The sequence below is a fragment of the Brachyspira pilosicoli genome (assembly GCF_008016535.1).
GTDB classification, from domain to species: Bacteria; Spirochaetota; Brachyspiria; order Brachyspirales; family Brachyspiraceae; genus Brachyspira; species Brachyspira pilosicoli_A.
Genome location: NZ_SAXY01000046.1, coordinates 1 through 16,900 on the forward strand (window position 1 = coordinate 1; position 16,900 = coordinate 16,900).

Sequence of the window (16,900 nt, forward strand, 5' to 3'; positions counted from 1 at the left end):
GGAATCAAGCAAAGAGACATCTTCGTAAATTTAATGGAATACCAAAAGAACATTTTCACTTATTTATTAAAGAGTGTCAATTTAGATTTAATAATCCAAAAGTTGACAAACAGTTGGAAATTATATATAATTTAGCAAGAAAGGAGCTTTTTTAGTTATCTAGGACAGCCCCAAAAAAAATATAAAAGCATATCCTATTAATTTTTTAGATTTACTTGATAATGCTAAAAAAGAAGATGATATTTCTTTAGAGGTTATTGAAACAAAATCTAAAAACCTTTCTGCAAAAGTTGTAAAGAATGGAAAGAGCGTTTTGCTTCATAGTGCTTATGACCCTATAAAAGAGGCTAATACTTTAATTAAAGAAATAGAAGATGATATTGATATGGTATTTATATTTGGTATTGGAGGTGGGTATTTAATCAATGCTATAAAAAAGATTAATATCAATATAGTTGTAATTGAGCCTTCTATTATTTTTTTTAATTTGCTTATTGATAATTTTAAGTTAGATAAAATATTAGAAGACAGTAAGATTACATTTTTTATTGGCGGAAATGACATTGAAGATATAGAGAAATTTATATCCTTAAAAACTACTAAAAAAGTAAAATTTTTTATTACAAGGTCTTATAGCAATTTATTTACAGATGATGCTTTATTTTATCAAACAAAAGTACTATCTATAATAGATAAAAAAACTATTAATATAAACACAATTTTAAGATTCGATAAATTATGGGCTTATAATATAGCATCAAATGTAGTAGAGATAGCAACTCATTATGGAGTAAATAAGTTTTTTGATAAATATAAAAATATTCCAGCTGTAGTAGTTTCTGCTGGTCCTTCATTAGAGAAAAATATTAGAAAGTTAAAAGAATTAAAAGATAAGGCAATAATAATAGCTGTAGATACTGCGATGAAGCCATTATCTAGTCATAATATATCACCGCACTTTGTTATAACTATTGACCCACAAAAAAAGAACTCAAAATATTTTAGAAACATCAATTTTAAAGATACTGTTTTGATAGCAGAATCTTCTGTTGATAATGAGGCTATATCATCTTTTAAGGGGGCTATATATTTTTTAGATTCTATATTTCCTCTTGCTAAATATTTTATGAAGCCTTTAGGAAAAAGGGGAGATATTACTATGGGTGGAAGTGTTTCTACTGCAGCATATGACTTTGCTATTAGAATTGGTGCTAACCCTATAATAATGCTTGGGCTTGATTTATCTTTTCCTAATCATCAAACTCATATAAAAGGAAGCTATCATGAAGAGAATTTCTTCACAGAGATAGGAAAGCTTGATTCTTATGATAGTAGAATATATAAAGTACTTGTTTCTGGCAATTTGAGAGAAGAGAAAAATGTTTATGGGGAGAGCGTGTTTACAGATTCTCGTTTTGATATGTATAGAAATTGGTATGAGGAGCAATGCAAATTAAACAGTAGTAAAAAATTCTATAATGCCACAGAAGGCGGAGTAATAATCAAGGCAATGGAAAATATTACAGTTGATGAGCTTCTTAAAAAACTTGATAATATTTATATAGAAATAGATAAAAACTCTGAAGAAGTAAATAAAAAAAATGAAATATTATCAAGCATAAAAACAGGTTTAGAGAAAATAGATGCTGAAATAATGGAACTTAAACCTTATGTATTAAATGCCATTAAATTATGCGATGAAATTAATAGCGAATTAAAAAGGCATAGAAAAGTAGACAAACTTTTAGAGAAGTTAAGCGAATCCGACATAAAGATACTTAATATAAGCAAAATCAATGAGTTTTTGGGTGTTACTATGCAGAGAGTTATAAAATCCATTACAGAGGGCTTTGAGTTTGAAGAGAGCGATTATGATAAATCTATAGTAGGCTCTTTTAAACTTTATGAGGCTATGAAAGACAGTATTGATTATAATCATTATATAATAAGTAGGGCTTTGATAAAGATAAATAAAGAATTATGAAACTTTATTATATTTATATATAAAATATATATAATTTCCTTATGTTATTTTTGCTTTTGTCGATAAACTATTATAGTAGTATTTTTTAAGGTAATGTTGTATGAAATATATAATACTTTTTATATTTAGTTTTTCTATACTTTTTGCGCAGGATAATTTTTTAGATGAGATAGTATTAAATGAAGTTGAGAGAATATATCCTAATGATGAAATAGTGGCTCCTAATTCATTTAATATTAGCATGAATTTTGACTTAAATAGATATAGATTAAATGAACCTATAACTATGGAAATTAAAATATATGCTCAAAAAGGAGAAATAAGTTTTACTAATTCTATTAATCCTTTTAATAATTATAAGTTTACAGTTTATGATAATTATAATAATAAAGTTGTTTCATCAGATAATTATACTTTATGGAAATATCAAAATGATAGAACTATAGATAATTCAAAAGATAGAATAATTACATTAAGAGAGGGAGAAAGTTATTCATTTTTTATAGATTTAAATAATTGGTTTTATTTTACAAAGTCTGGAAGATATAGAATAGAAGCAACTTTTAATCCTATGCCTGATTTAACCGAAAAATATATTATTATAGCAGATGATGCTTATTTCTTTATTGATGAACCTGTAAGAGCAGCATCAGCTCAGTCTACAAATAATATCGTTGTTGCTAGAGCTTCTACTAATAATGCTTCTGCTTTGCCTGTATATTATCCTGATGAGGTTATTACATATACTTTAGATGCTATGAAAAGAAAAGAATGGAGTAACTATTTTAATTATATGCATATGCCTTCTATTATTAGTATAAGTCAAAGATATAGTGAGGCTTATAGAAGAAATTACAGCAATACTTATCTTGAAGATTTTACTGATACTGGAATATATCAAAAAGCTGATAGATTAAGTTTTCAAAATTTCTTAAGAGAACAATTCTCTGATACTGTCAGCGTTAATATGATAAGAACTAATTTTGGAAATAATTTCTTAAATGATTTAGAAAATGCTTATAAATCAGAAAATATTAGAGAGCTTGCTATAAGATTTGATATTCTCTATAGAACTTCTTTGCCTGAAGAGAAAAAAGCTTTATTTGATGAGTTTAAAAAATATTTAGCTTCTGCTTATGATAGAAATCTTAGAAATCAGTTTATGACAGAATTAAGAAGAAATATTATTTCAACAAAAGATGCTGCATTGAAAAATCATTATACTATGGTTTTGGATATGATGGCTAAAGAATATGATGCTGGAAGTGTATATACTTTATTAAACTATACTGTTGATAAAGTTACTATCACAGAAGAGTATGGACTTAAAAGAGCTCAAGTTGAAGTTACTATGTATAATAGATTCTTCAATATAAATACTGGTGATGTTTATGACCCTACAGTAAAAAGAATATTTATATTAAGAAAGATGGGTGAGTATTGGTACATAGTTAATTATTATGATACTATAATGAGATAATATATAAATAATAAAAAAATCAAGGGCTACTCCTAAATATTTAGAGCAGCCCTTTTTGTATATCAAGAAATCACATATTGGTATAAAAACCAGTAATGAGAGAATGAGCCCATTAATACAAATATATGAAATATGTCATGGGTGAATTGTTTAGTTTTATACTGATACTTTTTTCCTAATGCATATAAGAATGCCCCTATAGTATAAAATATTCCTCCCCATATTAACCAGCTTAAATGAAGTATATTAAACTCCTTTAAAAGAGGTTTGAAAGCAAAAGCAATAATCCAACCCATAGAAATGTATAAAATTATTGTGAGTATTGGGCTTTTATATATTAAAATAGTGTTCGATATTACACCGATTAATGCACATACCCATATCACAGATAATATAAGCATTCCTACATTTTTTGGAAGTGAAAATATGCATAGCGGCGTGTATGTTGCTGCTATAAAAATATATATGCCTATGTGGTCAAATTTACGAAATAGTTTTTTTACTTTGCCATCTGGGAAAAAGTGATATAGAGAGCTGAATGTATATAGTAATGTAATACCAACACCATAAACTACCACAGGAAGCACATAGTTTTTATTTACTTTTATAAGCATAAGAACAAATCCAGCTATTGAGAGTAAAGCTCCCACACTATGCGAAATAGCTGAATATAATTCTCCTATTTTTTGAGTGTTTTTTTTAGTATTTTTAATATTTTCAATGCATTTTGAACTAACTGTCATGATACCTCCTAATTGTTGTGCTTAATTTAACTTAATTAGGAGTATATAACAATAAAAGAAAGTTACTATTTTCTATAGCATATTATAACTATTTTTCTAGTTTTCCTAATAAAAAAACATTATCCCAGTCTATATCATCTTCTGTTGGTATAGGATATTCATTCCAATTAGCACTATTGTATGGCTTCCAATATAAATCTTTTCCATAACCGTTTTTATTAAGCCAATTTTCTAATTTTTCTATATAATATTTATTATAATTATTTGCTATATATAGGTTTCCGCTTTCTATTACAAATCCTTTAAATCTGTATATAGTGTTATTTTTGAAATTCCTACTATAATTAAAATCTACAGTTAAATACATTGGGTCATATACTTTTTTAGTTTCTAATAAATTATATAAATTAAATGCGGGAAGTGAGCCTAATATGAAGCTTTGCCTTTTTGTTTTGGTATAATATACAGCTTTATTTTTTTCTGACATTTTTAAAAGATTGTATTTTGTAGGGTTAGAGTAGCTGTATATTATGATGTCTATATTAGAGTTTTTATCAAATCTATATGTATTTTGAAAATTATCTATTACTATTTTATTTTTTGACTCTTCAATCCACATTTGAGCTTCTTCATTATTTATATCTTTTTTTGGTGGGGTTGTACATGAGGATATTACAAATAATGTTAATAATAGTAATGTGTATATTTTCATAGTTGTTTTTTAGTGATATTATATATATTATATTAGAATTATACAATATTATAATTATAGAATAAATATTAATGTAAAAAATTTATCTTTATGCTATAATTAATATTCAAAAAATTATAAGGTTTAATTATGACGGATATAAAACTCTTAATATTTGATATGGACGGTACTTTAATCGACAGTGCTTATTTGAATTATTATTCATACAGCAATGCTTTTAGAGCGTTTAATATAGAGCTTGACGAAGAATATTATTATAATAAATGCTTTGGCTTACATTACAAAACTTTTGTATCTAATATATTGGATTTAAATAAAATAACAAAAGATAAAGACGCTTTAATTGAGAAGATACATACTAAAAAAGAAGAAATATATTTAAACAATCTCAATCTTTTAGACATTCACCCTTTTATTTGCGAAACAATATTATCAAATAGGGGTAAGAAAAAACTAGCACTAGCAACCACAGCCTCACCAAACGGAGTATACGGCATATTAAAAGCGTTTAAATTAGAAGAAGCGTTTGACTTAGTTTTAACAGGTGCAGACATAATAAACAAAAAGCCTCACCCAGAGATATTTTTTAAGTGCATGGATTGTTTCAATGTATCAAACAAAGATACAATAATCTTTGAAGACAGCGAAGTTGGCTTAGAAGCGGCATACGCGAGCGGGGCATGGGTGCTGAAGGTAGAGAAGTGGGTATAATACTTTTATGAGTAAAAATCATCAGATAACTCAATATCATCATCAGATAATTTAAAAGTTTTATCTTTCATTTCAGAAAAAGGTACATAAAACATATTTTTATCAAGCAAATCTAATAAAATCTCTTTTTTTCTTTCTAAATCTAAAGACAAAAACTCTTTATCATCTTCAAGAGTTTTATTTTCAAAATAATCTATTTGAAGCCTATGGTTAATTAAGGATTTATCTTTCATATCTTCAAATGTTTCTTTTAACTCTTTATCATCTTTTAGTTTTTTTATTTTTTCTGCCCAATCAGCATTATATGAAGCAATATCAAAAGTAATAAATTCTCCTCCGCCCTGCCAATTAACATTTTTAGAAATGCCTGAACTATCGCCTTCAATAACTTTTTTAAGCCTTTCCACACAAATATCAAAATGCTCCCCTATCTGCTCAACCCCTATATATTGCCTATTCATTTTATGAGCAACGGCTAAAGCAGTACCCGACCCCGCAAAGAAATCAAGAACAATGTCATTTTCATTTGTTGAAGATGCAATTATTCTTTGTAATAATCTTTCTGGTTTTTGTCCTTTAAAATTTTCACCATTAAATAACATTGTTTCTTCTACTCTAGAAGTAGAACTATCAATAGAAATAGAATTTAATTTATCCCATTTATTGCAATTCCAAGTATCTTCCAAAATATATTTTTCAGCTCTATTTGTATGATTAATAAATAAATAATAGTTATTAACTATATCATTTTTACTATCTAAGTTAAAATTTTCTAGCATTTCTTTAATTTCAGTTTTTGTTAATAATGGTGCAAAATCTTCATTTTTTATATAAATTTTATTAAACAGATAGTTATTTGTTTTAGAATAAAATAGAATTGTATCATAATTTCTGATAAATTTTTTTGCTTTTGTTTTAAATCCAGATAAAAACCCCATCCTCCATATAATTTGAGTAATGAAATTATCTCTACCAAAAATTTCATCCATTAATACTTTTAAATAATGTACTTCATTATAATCTATATTTATATATATGCTGCCGTCATCTCTTAATAATTCTCTAGCTAATTGCAGTCTGTCTTTCATAAATACAAGCCAAGCACTATGATTAAAATTATCATTATAAGAAAATGTATCGCTTCCTGTGTTATATGGAGGGTCTATATATATTAATTTTATCTTACCTGCAAATTTTGCTTTCAAACTGCATAAAGCTGCAAAGTTATTGCCGTTAATAATTATATTTTCATTGCCTTTTATAGCTGCAGGTGCTTCTTCTTTTACTTTTCCATTTTCAAAACTATATTTCTTAAAATTTTTAAATGCTTTAGGGCTTTTTAATTTATGTATGTCCTCTTTAAAAAGAATATTATTTATCATTGTTTCTTTTCTGTTTGTTCTTTTTGCCTCTGTTTTTGTCATTCCTCCATCAAGAGTGCAGTCTTTATAAGGATAACTTAATACAACATAATCTTCATTCATTATTTTTTCTGTTGTTCTGTCAGTTATTAATCCTATTTTATTTCCGTATTTTGTAAAACTATTTCCTAAAAATCTTGCATCATTTATACATATTCTAAAATCTTCTGATTTAAAAATAGTTACATCATCTATTTTTTCAAAAAAATAATCTTTGCATCTTTTATCATTAAGCAGAAATTTTATTAATTCTGAATTATAAAGTCTTGCATCTTCAGCTATTTTTGATATTAATAAATCTCCATCTTCTCCTATATAGCTATTATTTTTTTTTAATAATTTTTTTAAATAGTCATGTATATATTCCATTTAATTATCCTTTAAATTCATTTTTCAATTCATCATTCCATTTTTGAGAATTATTATTATCATTGTCTGTAAAAAATCTCATACCAAATAAAATATATTTATCTGTATCAAGCTCAAAAGTATCTTTATTTAAATTACTATTGTTTTTTATAGATAGTAAAAAATCTTGTTTTGCTTTTTCTTCTGGTGAAGATTCTAGATGTTTTCCTTTAGGCTCTAAAAATACTTGATAATGAATTTGCTCTTTTTTATATTCGCATATCAAGATAAAATCAGGGTAAAAAGCTGCCCCATTATCAAAATTATATATAGCTAAATCTTGGTCATTTCTAAATAAATATATATTGCTATAGCTTTTATTTTTTAGATATTCTATAACTTCATAAATATGCTTTGTAGAAAAATCTATTTCTAAATCACTATCAGCGTATAAAATATTTTGTGCATAATATTCTATGTTTTCCATATTGGCACATAATTTTTCATCGTATATTTTTTTCTTTTTAGCTCTAAATATATCTTTAATTAATTTAGGATAGAAATCTTTTGTTCCTACATATTCACTATAATTTTCATCAATTATTTTAATTAATTTAGGATAAAAATCTGTTGTAAGGAAGTTAATATATTCATCATTTATATTTATATATTTATCATTTAAATTAAAAAATATAAATTTTATATCCCTTAAATTCTCAAATAATTCTCCTATATTTTTTAAATCTTGGAATTTCGGTTTAAGTTTATCAAATCCGTAATTCATTTTATACCAAGCATTAATTTTTATATAATCTTTAATATCTCTAAAACTTATATGTTTAGGCTTTCCCAAAGATTCTCTTTTAAGATTTTGAAGTTTTTCACTTTCTGTTAAATTTTTTTCTTCATTAATAGCATGTTCTGTTTTTCTTGAACCAGTTTTACAAATATATTCAAATGTAATATTATTAAGATGAGTTCTAATATCCTCAAAAGATTTTTTATTTCCTACTAATGTTTTATCTTCCTTGTATAATCTGCTCTTTTCTTCTTTTTTATTAGAAAATATAAAATTTGTATCAGCATATTTTTTTGCATTTTCTTTGAGTTTAAAATCTTCTTCTCTGCAATATACATCATCTAAAAGACCATGCTCTCTTAATACAGTTCTCAATTCTGATATATATCTGCTGTCTTTTATACTATGATAATATAATGTTTCTAATATTCTTTTATCACTATCCAAATCTTTATCATATTTTCTTTTATATATTTCATCATCATTATAATAATCTATTTTTAAAGGATAATATCTTGCTCCTCTTCCTATTAGCTGAGCTTCGCTTATTGCAGTTTTTCCAGCTTTTTTATTTTTTGTATCTGGGTCTCTTTTTTCATACAACCTAACTATATCAAATAAATTTAAAACGTCCCAGCCTTCATTTAATTTATTAACACTAAAAATAACCCTTATAGGATTGTCTTTATTCTCAAGTGTATTTAACAATTTATTTTGTTTTGACATTTCCTTACTATCTTTATCATTTTTTTCTTCTGATGATTTAGTTTTTTCATTAGTTATTAATTGATATTCTTTTTTAAAAGCTTCTTTTATTCTGCTTATAAAAATATCAAAATCTTTATATTTATTTTTAAAATATCCTATAGCTTTATATATGATATCTTTTTTATCATTTTCTTTAAGATTAGATTTGTATAATTTATCAATATCTTTTTCTTTTAGATTATCTATTAAATCATTAAATATTTCTTGGTTTTCTTGAGATTCTTTTATAAGTTTATGTGCTTTAAATAAAATTATCGGCTTTAAATCTATACCGTTATTAGATGCTATTTCTCTTCTATATTCACTAACTATAACAGCACCAAGCATTAAATATTTTTTATCAACATCATTTTGTATTATATCAATTTCTTTAGAATATAAATCTTGTCTGAATTTTAATAAATCATATTTAAATATTGTTTTATCCAAATATTTATCAACTATAAAACTATTTTCATAATCTATAGTAGCTGTAAATTCAAGTAAAAAATTATCTTTGTTAGATTGAAATATAGTTTGTACAGTATTTTCCCAATTTTCATTTGATTTTTCTTCTTCAAAAAGTTCTTTCTGTGGAATTTTATTTTTAGATGTTTCTGCATTAAAATGATGTGCTTCATCTGCTAATATAACAATCTTTTTATCTTGTAAATTTGTTATATCAAAAGCATTTTCTTTATTTTCTTTTAATAAATTATGTAAATATTGTATAGAAGTTACAAATATATTTATATTATAATCATCTGAATAATCAAAATTATTAACTTCTTTTATTTCAATATTTTTATTATTAATTATTATTTCACTATTAAAAAGATATTTATTACTTGATATATTAAAAAAATTTTCTCTTGTTTTATCTATAATATTTACAGAATTTACAAAGAATAAAAAATTTCTATAGCCTTTTTCATATAAATAAAGTATCAAAGAAGCCATTATTAATGTTTTACCGCTTCCTGTAGCCATATTAAACATTAAATGCTGATTTTCATTATTATCATATTCATTTAAATATGCTATAAAATACTGTAAACTATTTATTTGATATGGTCTTAAAGTATTTTTTATATTTTTAGTAATAGAAATAGGTATTTCAATTTTTTCAATAGTTTTTCTTCCTATTTCAGATTGTATAATATTTTGTAACATATTAGATAACATTTAAATACCTTTATGAGACTTTAATATATATTAATTACTTCTTCTTAGGCAAATACTTTATTACTTGGGCTTCTAACTGTATAGATTTTTGTTTGTTGTCGTAGCCCAATACTTTGCCGTAAACTTCTATATAGTTCTTTGGCTCTAGATTTAATGTTACATTGTATATTAAGTCAGCAACGCCTGCTATGTTTTCTGCGTTGTGGTCATATACTAATATTCTTGCTTTGTTTTTTGGTACTCCGTCTATATTAGTTTTTGATATGCTGTTTACGTCCGCTTTCCATTTTACATATCCGCCGTTGTATAATTCATAGTTGCCTACTACTGTAAGATAATCTGGACTTTCTCTAAAGATATTATAATCTGGTGCTATTACAAACTCTTTTAAAACTCTAAATCTCTCTTTTAAATATTCGTTAATGTCGCTTTTTAATGCACCGTTTATTATCATAACTGCTTCATTAACTGATGCACTTCTCATATTCTTTTTTGCTTTGTCAAACATATCTGCTACTTCTTTAGGAGAGTAGGTAGGGCTCTTTGCACTCTCTGGAATCTTCCCGTCTTCAAGTCCTTCAAATAAATATACATTTTCTAATTTCTCTCTAAGCTCTTTTTGCTCTTTGTCTAATAATATATATTTTACAGCAGGATATACTCTGTCTATTGCTAAATATGATAAAAAAGATATAACAAAAATTATTGGTATAATAATGAGGAGCTTTAATATAGATATTTCTCTTTTTCCTAAAATATATGCTTTGGGGTTAATTTCATTTCCTTTAGCATTATTAGTTAAAAATCTTACTCTTTCAATATTGTCTTTAGCTATTTTGTTTTGAGGGTCAAGCTCTAATATTCTAAAATACTCTCTTAAAGCATTTTCTCTGTGTCCATTATGTAAACTAATATATCCTTTTGCAAGCATGGCATTCACACAAAAACTATCCTCTCTAAGTGCCTTTCTAGATACTTCTTCAGCAGCATAAAAGTCTTTCAAAAATATATTAGCAAAAGCAAGCATAGCAAGAGCATTAGGGTCGCGGTTTAATGCAGTTCTATTAGATAAAAGTAAATCTTTAGCTTTCTTATATTTTTTTCTTCTTATGAGACTGTAAGCATTGGAAGCTATATTATCTTTCATTTTTAATGATAGTCCTTGTGTATAGTTTACATAACTTTTCGGAATTATGATAACTTACTTTAAGTATTTTTTGATTATATGAATGCTTGAAATAAGTTATCAATTAAATATTATGGTAAGTAAAAAAATGTTATTTCTTACTTGGGTCAAAAACACTGTCTTCTAAAAGTAGATGTTTATATTGAGTATAGTAATAAGCAGTAAGTTCATCTAAAGCCTTAGCATATTTGCTTTTTAAATCGCCGTTTAATATTCGATTCATTAAATCTGTCATAATATTTTGAAGAGTACTAGGTACATCATGACCTCCTACATGATTAAAGCCTATATTATGCATATGCTCATGAAACATTAAACCAGAAAAACTAGCATAACCATAAGACCATTTAATCCAATTAGCATTTTCAAAACCAACCCAATTGGCAGTAGGAATTTGATTAGGGGCTTGTCCTCCTAAATAACGCACATATCTTGATTGACCAAGAGCACCAAGAGCAACTCCTCTAGTAGACCTTTTTTCGTATATGAAATTAGTATATTGAAGAGAACGTATAACTTCAACCATTATATTAGGGTCATAGTTGTCGCCTTTTTTTATTAAGGCATTTCCATACCTTGCTTCAACCGAAGAGACTAACTTATTTTTATTTTTATTTACTTCTGCAGGAAACTCTGTAGTATTTACAGCCACTCTCATAAGTGCCATACATCTTAATATAAAACGTTTCTCTTCTACTGTTATAGTGGCATAATTAGTCAAATCTTCTGCTATCTTAAACTCAGCAACTCCAACGTCCCAATAAGGATATTTTTTATTTATTTCTTCTTTTGTATAGGCATCTGGTTTCAAGGAATTATTATTACAGCTTAATAGAAATAATATCATTGTAAATAAGCTTAATATTATAAATAGTGTTTTTTTCATTTTTGCTCCTTAAAACTTAAATATAAATTTAATAATTTGGCAATATTTTTATGCCCACTTGAAAACCTATGTCAAAGCTTGATATATTTTGTTTCATTAATTTTGTTAGATTTGGATTTTGATTATTTAAAAGAGGCTTTTTTAGTGAAAGTCCAAAATCGTATCCAACGTATCCGCCTAAAACAAAATTGATTTTTTTATCTGTATAAATAGAATAGTCAACTGAAAATTTTATATATGGTATTATAGGAAGATTAAATATATTTTTTACTTGAGAAGCATTATAATTTTCTATGTTTCTATCAATTTCATTTTTTGTATAATTATAATATGAAGAAACAGATCTAACATATAAAGGCACTTTTACTCCGCCTGCCAAACCAAAAGAGAATTTTTTCCAATTTAATTTTGGATATATTCCAAAAACAATACTTTCAAACATATAAACTGAAGTATTTTTATTATTATCATCTCCTCTAAAAAAAGAAAACTCATCATGAGAATAGCCTATTTCACCTAATAAACTAAAACTCATATTTTTATTAATATTAAATCTATACCCTATATTTAATAAAACTCCAGAATCAAAACCAACTCCAGATTTTCTATTTTCTTTTTTTACAATGTTGTTAAAATTAGTCTCTTGCTGCGGAGTAGGGTTTTCATTTGTAAGAGAATACTGATTTATTCCAACTCCAATTCCTAACGGCACAAATATTCCAATTTCAAGGCTGTTTTTAGCAAATGCATTTATTGATAAAACTAACATTATTATTAATATTTTAAAAAATCTCATTTAATCTCTCTTTATTATAAAGGTCTTATTTTTACGCCGATATTAAATCCTATATCAAAACTAGATATTTTATCCGGCACTATTTTTGTTAAATCAGCATTTTTTGGTGTATATGTAAGCGGAAAATCATAAGCGACATATCCTCCAAGTACAAAATCAAATTTCTTAGAAGTGTAAATACTATAATCCACTGCTAATTTAATATATGGTATTATATTTGAGTTAAAATAATCTTTGTAGTTTTTAGTATTTATTATTTGAAGTTTTTCTGTAGAATATCCAAGCAGAGAATTATAGCTTGAATTATTTATAGTTCCAGCTAAAGCAATTTTAACTCCGGCACCTATACCTATAGAAAATCTTTTATAATTAAATTTAGGAAGCACTCCAATTAAAAAACTATCAAAAGTGTAATTTCTGTAGTTTTCCATTCTTATTGCTTGTGAATTAGTTTCTGTATCTTTTAACTTGTAATTGAATGTATCTCTGCTGTATCCCAATTCAGCTAAAAAACTAAAGCTCGAAGTTCTATTAATATCTAATTTATATCCAATTTGCACCAAAGCACCTGTTTCAAAACCAACGAATGTATTTCTTGTATTGTTTGATATATAGTTATCATATGTGTTTTGATTCATATTTGTTTGGCGTTCTGGGTGAGTATTGATGCCTACACTCATGCCAATAGGAACAAATAGAGCTATTTCAAGACCGCTTTTTGCGAATAATGTAGAGCTAAATATTAGAATTGTTATTAGGATTTTTAGTATATTTTTCATTATTGCCTTTATTGTTGTATATGAAATATTTATTTAAATATAACAAATTTCTTTATAATTACAATTTTTTTAAATTAAAAATAATAATTTTTTACATAATTAGTTTTTTATATTGAACTTATATGATTTGGATATTTTTTATAAAGAACTGCCTTTTTATGAAGTATAGTCAAAAAAGATATGGTATTATTTTATATATATTTCTTAGATATAAAACTTGAATACTTGTAGTTTTTCTGAAATGTACCCAAAAGCTAAAAACTTTGACGAAGTCCGCACCGCGTAAGGCGGGAAAAAGAACAATAAGATTTTTATCTTTTTTATTGTTTGCAGGGCTTTGCCCCGCACCCCACTTCTTTTGTTGCCACAAAGAAGCAAAAAGGCTGCATTTTATAAAATCTACATTTAGGTGTAGGTTAAATTTTAGATGTTATATTACATCTAAAATATATTGTAAAATATAAGGTTGTAGTATTTGCACTTTTTGCAACTTTTTGCGGCGGGAAAAAGTTGAATAAAATAAAATCTTATATAACAAAATATAGTTCTTTAGTAAAATTAAATTAAGGCTCTATAAAACTATTATGAAATCGTTGACTTTTAATGAAAATTAAAATATTATAACTATTATGTCTTACAGTAAAACTATCAGAGAAGAAGAATTAAAAAATAAAGTCGCTAGAGATTATTTTCACTCTTTTGATAATACTCAAATTATAGATGAGATTGATTTTAGTATCGCTCCAAAAAAAGAAGCGGATAAAAAAGATACTGAATATTTTTTGTGGGCGGAAGCTAAAAAAGGAAATAAAAATGATATATATGAATCCTTTGTGCAGCTTATACTCACTATCGGAAAGAAAAGAGTATTTGATAAACATTTGCCTCCGCCTTTCTTGGGGGCTTTTGATGCTGAGAAAATTGCTTTTATTCAGTATTATAAAGTGCTTGATGTGTTTAATCAAAATGATTTTAATTGGAATGTAACGCCTTCTGACCATGAGTCTAAAGAGTTTAAACAGCTTTATAAATTAGTAGAAAATACTTTGAAAAATGAAAGCTATATTTATAAATTTGATGATGATGAGAGAGAATTAAAAGAGTTTATAAGGGTTAATTTTATAGCGGGTAAAAACTCCTTATCGAAAGTGCAGATTGATAAGAATAATTTTGTTAATATATATTCAAAGTGGCTTAATGCGGTAAAAGAATCTATATCTGTGGATTGGGATAGGGCTAAAAGTTTTGGTATAATAGATGCGGATTTTTATTTGGCGGATTTACTAAGCGAGAATAATTTAACATTAAAAGAAAAACTATATGTAATACTAAAAAATGATCATTATGAGCTTGACAGAAAAATAGACGATATGGGGCTTGCATCGAGTAAGGAAGCGTATTTTTATGATAAGCAGAAGTCGCATAATGAGTTTTGGAAGAGGTATCAAAGACCGCCTAAAGAGGAATATTGGGATTATATAATAGAGAGGCGGGATTTACTTGTGCCGCAGGATATAAGAGAGCGAAAGGGCTCGTTTTTCACGCCGCAGATATGGGTTGAAAAGAGTCAGGAATATATAGCGGAAGTATTGGGGGAGAATTGGCAGGAGGAATATTATATATGGGACTGTGCGGCAGGCACGGGGAATTTGCTTGCGGGGCTTACGAATAAATATAACATATGGGCATCTACTTTGGACAAGGCAGATGCAGAGATAATGAAAGAGCGGGTGAAGAATGGGGCGAACTTGCTTGAAAATCATATATTTCAATTTGACTTTTTGAATGATGAGTTTGATAAGCTTCCAGAAGATTTGAGGCGAATAGTAGAAGATGAAGAGAGTAGGAAGAAATTAGTAATCTATATCAACCCACCTTACGCCGAGGCTGGAAATATGCAAACTCAAATAGGTAAGGGAGAACATAAAAAGAAAGTTGCTTTAGATAATAACACATATTATAAATATAAAGATATAATGAGTAAGGCAAGTAATGAACTTTTTGCACAGTTTTTTATAAGGATTTATAAAGAAATACCTAATTGTATATTGGCTTCTTTTTCAACTCTAAAATATGTTAACTCTACTAATTTTATAATATTTAGAGAAACTTTTAAAGCTAAATTTTTAAAAGGTTTTATTGTACCTGCTGATACTTTTGATAATGTAAATGGAAATTTTCCTATAGGTTTTTTAATATGGGATACTAACTCTAAATTAAAAAAATCATATATTATAGTCGATGTATTTGATGATAAAAATTTTTATATATCACAAAAAAAGTTTTATATAAACGGAAATGAATTTTCTAATATAGGAAAATGGATTAGTCAATTTAGATATGATAGTTCAGATATATGTCTTGGTATGTTTAACACTGGAAGAGTAGATTTTCAGCATCAAAATTTAGTGTACATACAACATAATATAGGAGATAAAGGTCATTCTATTTTTATAAATGAAAAAAATATTTTACCTGTATGCATATTTTTTGCGGTGCGTCATTGTATTAAAGCTGATTGGCTCAATGATAGAGACCAGTTCCTTTATCCTAAAAATACTTGGGAGGACGATACAGAATTTAAAAATGATTGTTTAGCTTTTACGCTTTTTCATTCACAGAATAAAATTTCTTCAGAGCAGGGCGTTAATCATTGGATTCCCTTCACAGAAAATGAGCTTAATGCTAAAGACTCTTTCGCCTCTCACTTTATGACTGATTTCCTTTCCGGCAAGATTAAAAAAACTATTTCAGACAATGACAGTCTTTTTAGCAGCAATACAAAATCGTCTTATCCTTTAAAATTTTCAAGTGAGGCTAATGCGGTTTTTGAGGCTGGGTTATCTTTATGGAAATATTATCATTCTTTCGACCTTATTAATGTTAATGCGTCCTACTATGACATACGTGCATTTTTCCAGAAATTTAATGACAAGGGTCGTATGAATCCAACCTCTAAAGACGAAACTTACAACTCATTACTTGCCGACCTCAAGTCTAAAATGGATATTCTTGCCCAAAAGATTGCCGTTAAGGTGTATGAGCATGGGTTTTTGAAGGAGTGATTTTAGCTTTTTATTAGTTGTGGTGGCTTTGCCCCCACGCCCCCAGTTCTTTTGGTGA

General features: G+C 26.6%; 12 protein-coding genes and 1 pseudogene. 5 read left to right on the forward strand and 8 right to left on the reverse strand.

Annotated features, from left to right (window positions below; translation table 11 throughout):
• The 3 genes and pseudogenes from EPJ72_RS07480 to EPJ72_RS07490 all read left to right on the forward strand — a co-directional run.
• Positions 1–155 (forward strand): annotated as a pseudogene (locus tag EPJ72_RS07480) (IS1595 family transposase); the annotation flags it as partial.
• Between the two features lie 26 nt (positions 156–181).
• Entirely contained in the window at positions 182–1,984 is a 1,803-nt protein-coding gene (locus EPJ72_RS07485) for a motility associated factor glycosyltransferase family protein (protein WP_147731567.1), read from the forward strand.
• A 100-nt stretch (positions 1,985–2,084) separates the two neighbouring features.
• Positions 2,085–3,464: a hypothetical protein gene (locus tag EPJ72_RS07490; RefSeq protein WP_147731568.1), complete on the forward strand. Its 1,380-nt coding sequence runs from the start codon at positions 2,085–2,087 to the stop codon at positions 3,462–3,464.
• A 62-nt stretch (positions 3,465–3,526) separates the two neighbouring features.
• Here the strand turns inward: EPJ72_RS07490 and trhA are convergent, their stop codons facing one another.
• Together trhA and EPJ72_RS07500 are read right to left on the reverse strand one after the other, a co-directional pair.
• Entirely contained in the window at positions 3,527–4,207 is a 681-nt protein-coding gene (gene trhA, locus EPJ72_RS07495) for a PAQR family membrane homeostasis protein TrhA (protein WP_147731569.1), read from the reverse strand.
• An 88-nt stretch (positions 4,208–4,295) separates the two neighbouring features.
• Complete coding sequence (locus EPJ72_RS07500; RefSeq protein WP_147731570.1) at positions 4,296–4,919, reverse strand: hypothetical protein; 624 nt, start codon at positions 4,917–4,919, stop codon at positions 4,296–4,298.
• A 129-nt stretch (positions 4,920–5,048) separates the two neighbouring features.
• Between EPJ72_RS07500 and EPJ72_RS07505 the strand changes: the two genes are divergently transcribed.
• Positions 5,049–5,630 carry an HAD family hydrolase gene (locus tag EPJ72_RS07505; protein ID WP_147731571.1) on the forward strand — a complete coding sequence of 194 codons (582 nt, stop codon included), beginning with the start codon at positions 5,049–5,051 and terminating at the stop codon, positions 5,628–5,630.
• A 5-nt stretch (positions 5,631–5,635) separates the two neighbouring features.
• On the opposite strand, the gene EPJ72_RS07510 is transcribed toward EPJ72_RS07505, so the two are convergent.
• From EPJ72_RS07510 to EPJ72_RS07535, 6 genes are all read right to left on the reverse strand, one after another.
• Positions 5,636–7,420 carry a DNA methyltransferase gene (locus EPJ72_RS07510; RefSeq protein WP_147731572.1) on the reverse strand — a complete coding sequence of 595 codons (1,785 nt, stop codon included), beginning with the start codon at positions 7,418–7,420 and terminating at the stop codon, positions 5,636–5,638.
• Between the two features lie 4 nt (positions 7,421–7,424).
• The gene (locus tag EPJ72_RS07515) at positions 7,425–10,130 is read right to left on the reverse strand and encodes a DEAD/DEAH box helicase family protein (RefSeq protein ID WP_147731573.1); all 2,706 of its coding nucleotides are present in this window, start codon (positions 10,128–10,130) and stop codon (positions 7,425–7,427) included.
• Between the two features lie 34 nt (positions 10,131–10,164).
• Positions 10,165–11,277, reverse strand: coding sequence for a tetratricopeptide repeat protein (locus tag EPJ72_RS07520; RefSeq protein ID WP_147731574.1), 1,113 nt, complete (start codon positions 11,275–11,277; stop codon positions 10,165–10,167).
• Between the two features lie 130 nt (positions 11,278–11,407).
• Positions 11,408–12,202: a hypothetical protein gene (locus EPJ72_RS07525; protein ID WP_147731575.1), complete on the reverse strand. Its 795-nt coding sequence runs from the start codon at positions 12,200–12,202 to the stop codon at positions 11,408–11,410.
• A 28-nt stretch (positions 12,203–12,230) separates the two neighbouring features.
• Positions 12,231–12,998, reverse strand: a complete 768-nt coding sequence (locus tag EPJ72_RS07530; protein ID WP_147731576.1) for an outer membrane beta-barrel protein — start codon at positions 12,996–12,998, stop codon at positions 12,231–12,233.
• 14 nt (positions 12,999–13,012) lie between these two features.
• Positions 13,013–13,777, reverse strand: coding sequence for a hypothetical protein (locus EPJ72_RS07535; protein WP_147731577.1), 765 nt, complete (start codon positions 13,775–13,777; stop codon positions 13,013–13,015).
• A 629-nt stretch (positions 13,778–14,406) separates the two neighbouring features.
• Between EPJ72_RS07535 and EPJ72_RS07545 the strand changes: the two genes are divergently transcribed.
• Positions 14,407–16,842 (forward strand): hypothetical protein, encoded by a 2,436-nt coding sequence (locus EPJ72_RS07545; protein ID WP_147731578.1) that lies wholly within the window; start codon positions 14,407–14,409, stop codon positions 16,840–16,842.
• The last annotated feature ends 58 nt before the right edge of the window (positions 16,843–16,900 follow it).

Bases quoted from the DNA above. Each gene is read 5' to 3' on its own strand.
- EPJ72_RS07510 (WP_147731572.1), bottom strand. From the start codon at position 7,420: ATGGAATATATACATGACTATTTAAAAAAATTATTAAAAAAAAATAAT.
- EPJ72_RS07535 (WP_147731577.1), bottom strand. From the start codon at position 13,777: ATGAAAAATATACTAAAAATCCTAATAACAATTCTAATATTTAGCTCT.
- EPJ72_RS07490 (WP_147731568.1), top strand. From the start codon at position 2,085: ATGAAATATATAATACTTTTTATATTTAGTTTTTCTATACTTTTTGCG.
- trhA (WP_147731569.1), bottom strand. From the start codon at position 4,207: ATGACAGTTAGTTCAAAATGCATTGAAAATATTAAAAATACTAAAAAA.
- EPJ72_RS07500 (WP_147731570.1), bottom strand. From the start codon at position 4,919: ATGAAAATATACACATTACTATTATTAACATTATTTGTAATATCCTCA.
- EPJ72_RS07505 (WP_147731571.1), top strand. From the start codon at position 5,049: ATGACGGATATAAAACTCTTAATATTTGATATGGACGGTACTTTAATC.
- EPJ72_RS07525 (WP_147731575.1), bottom strand. From the start codon at position 12,202: ATGAAAAAAACACTATTTATAATATTAAGCTTATTTACAATGATATTA.
- EPJ72_RS07515 (WP_147731573.1), bottom strand. From the start codon at position 10,130: ATGTTATCTAATATGTTACAAAATATTATACAATCTGAAATAGGAAGA.
- EPJ72_RS07530 (WP_147731576.1), bottom strand. From the start codon at position 12,998: ATGAGATTTTTTAAAATATTAATAATAATGTTAGTTTTATCAATAAAT.
- EPJ72_RS07520 (WP_147731574.1), bottom strand. From the start codon at position 11,277: ATGAAAGATAATATAGCTTCCAATGCTTACAGTCTCATAAGAAGAAAA.
- EPJ72_RS07545 (WP_147731578.1), top strand. From the start codon at position 14,407: ATGTCTTACAGTAAAACTATCAGAGAAGAAGAATTAAAAAATAAAGTC.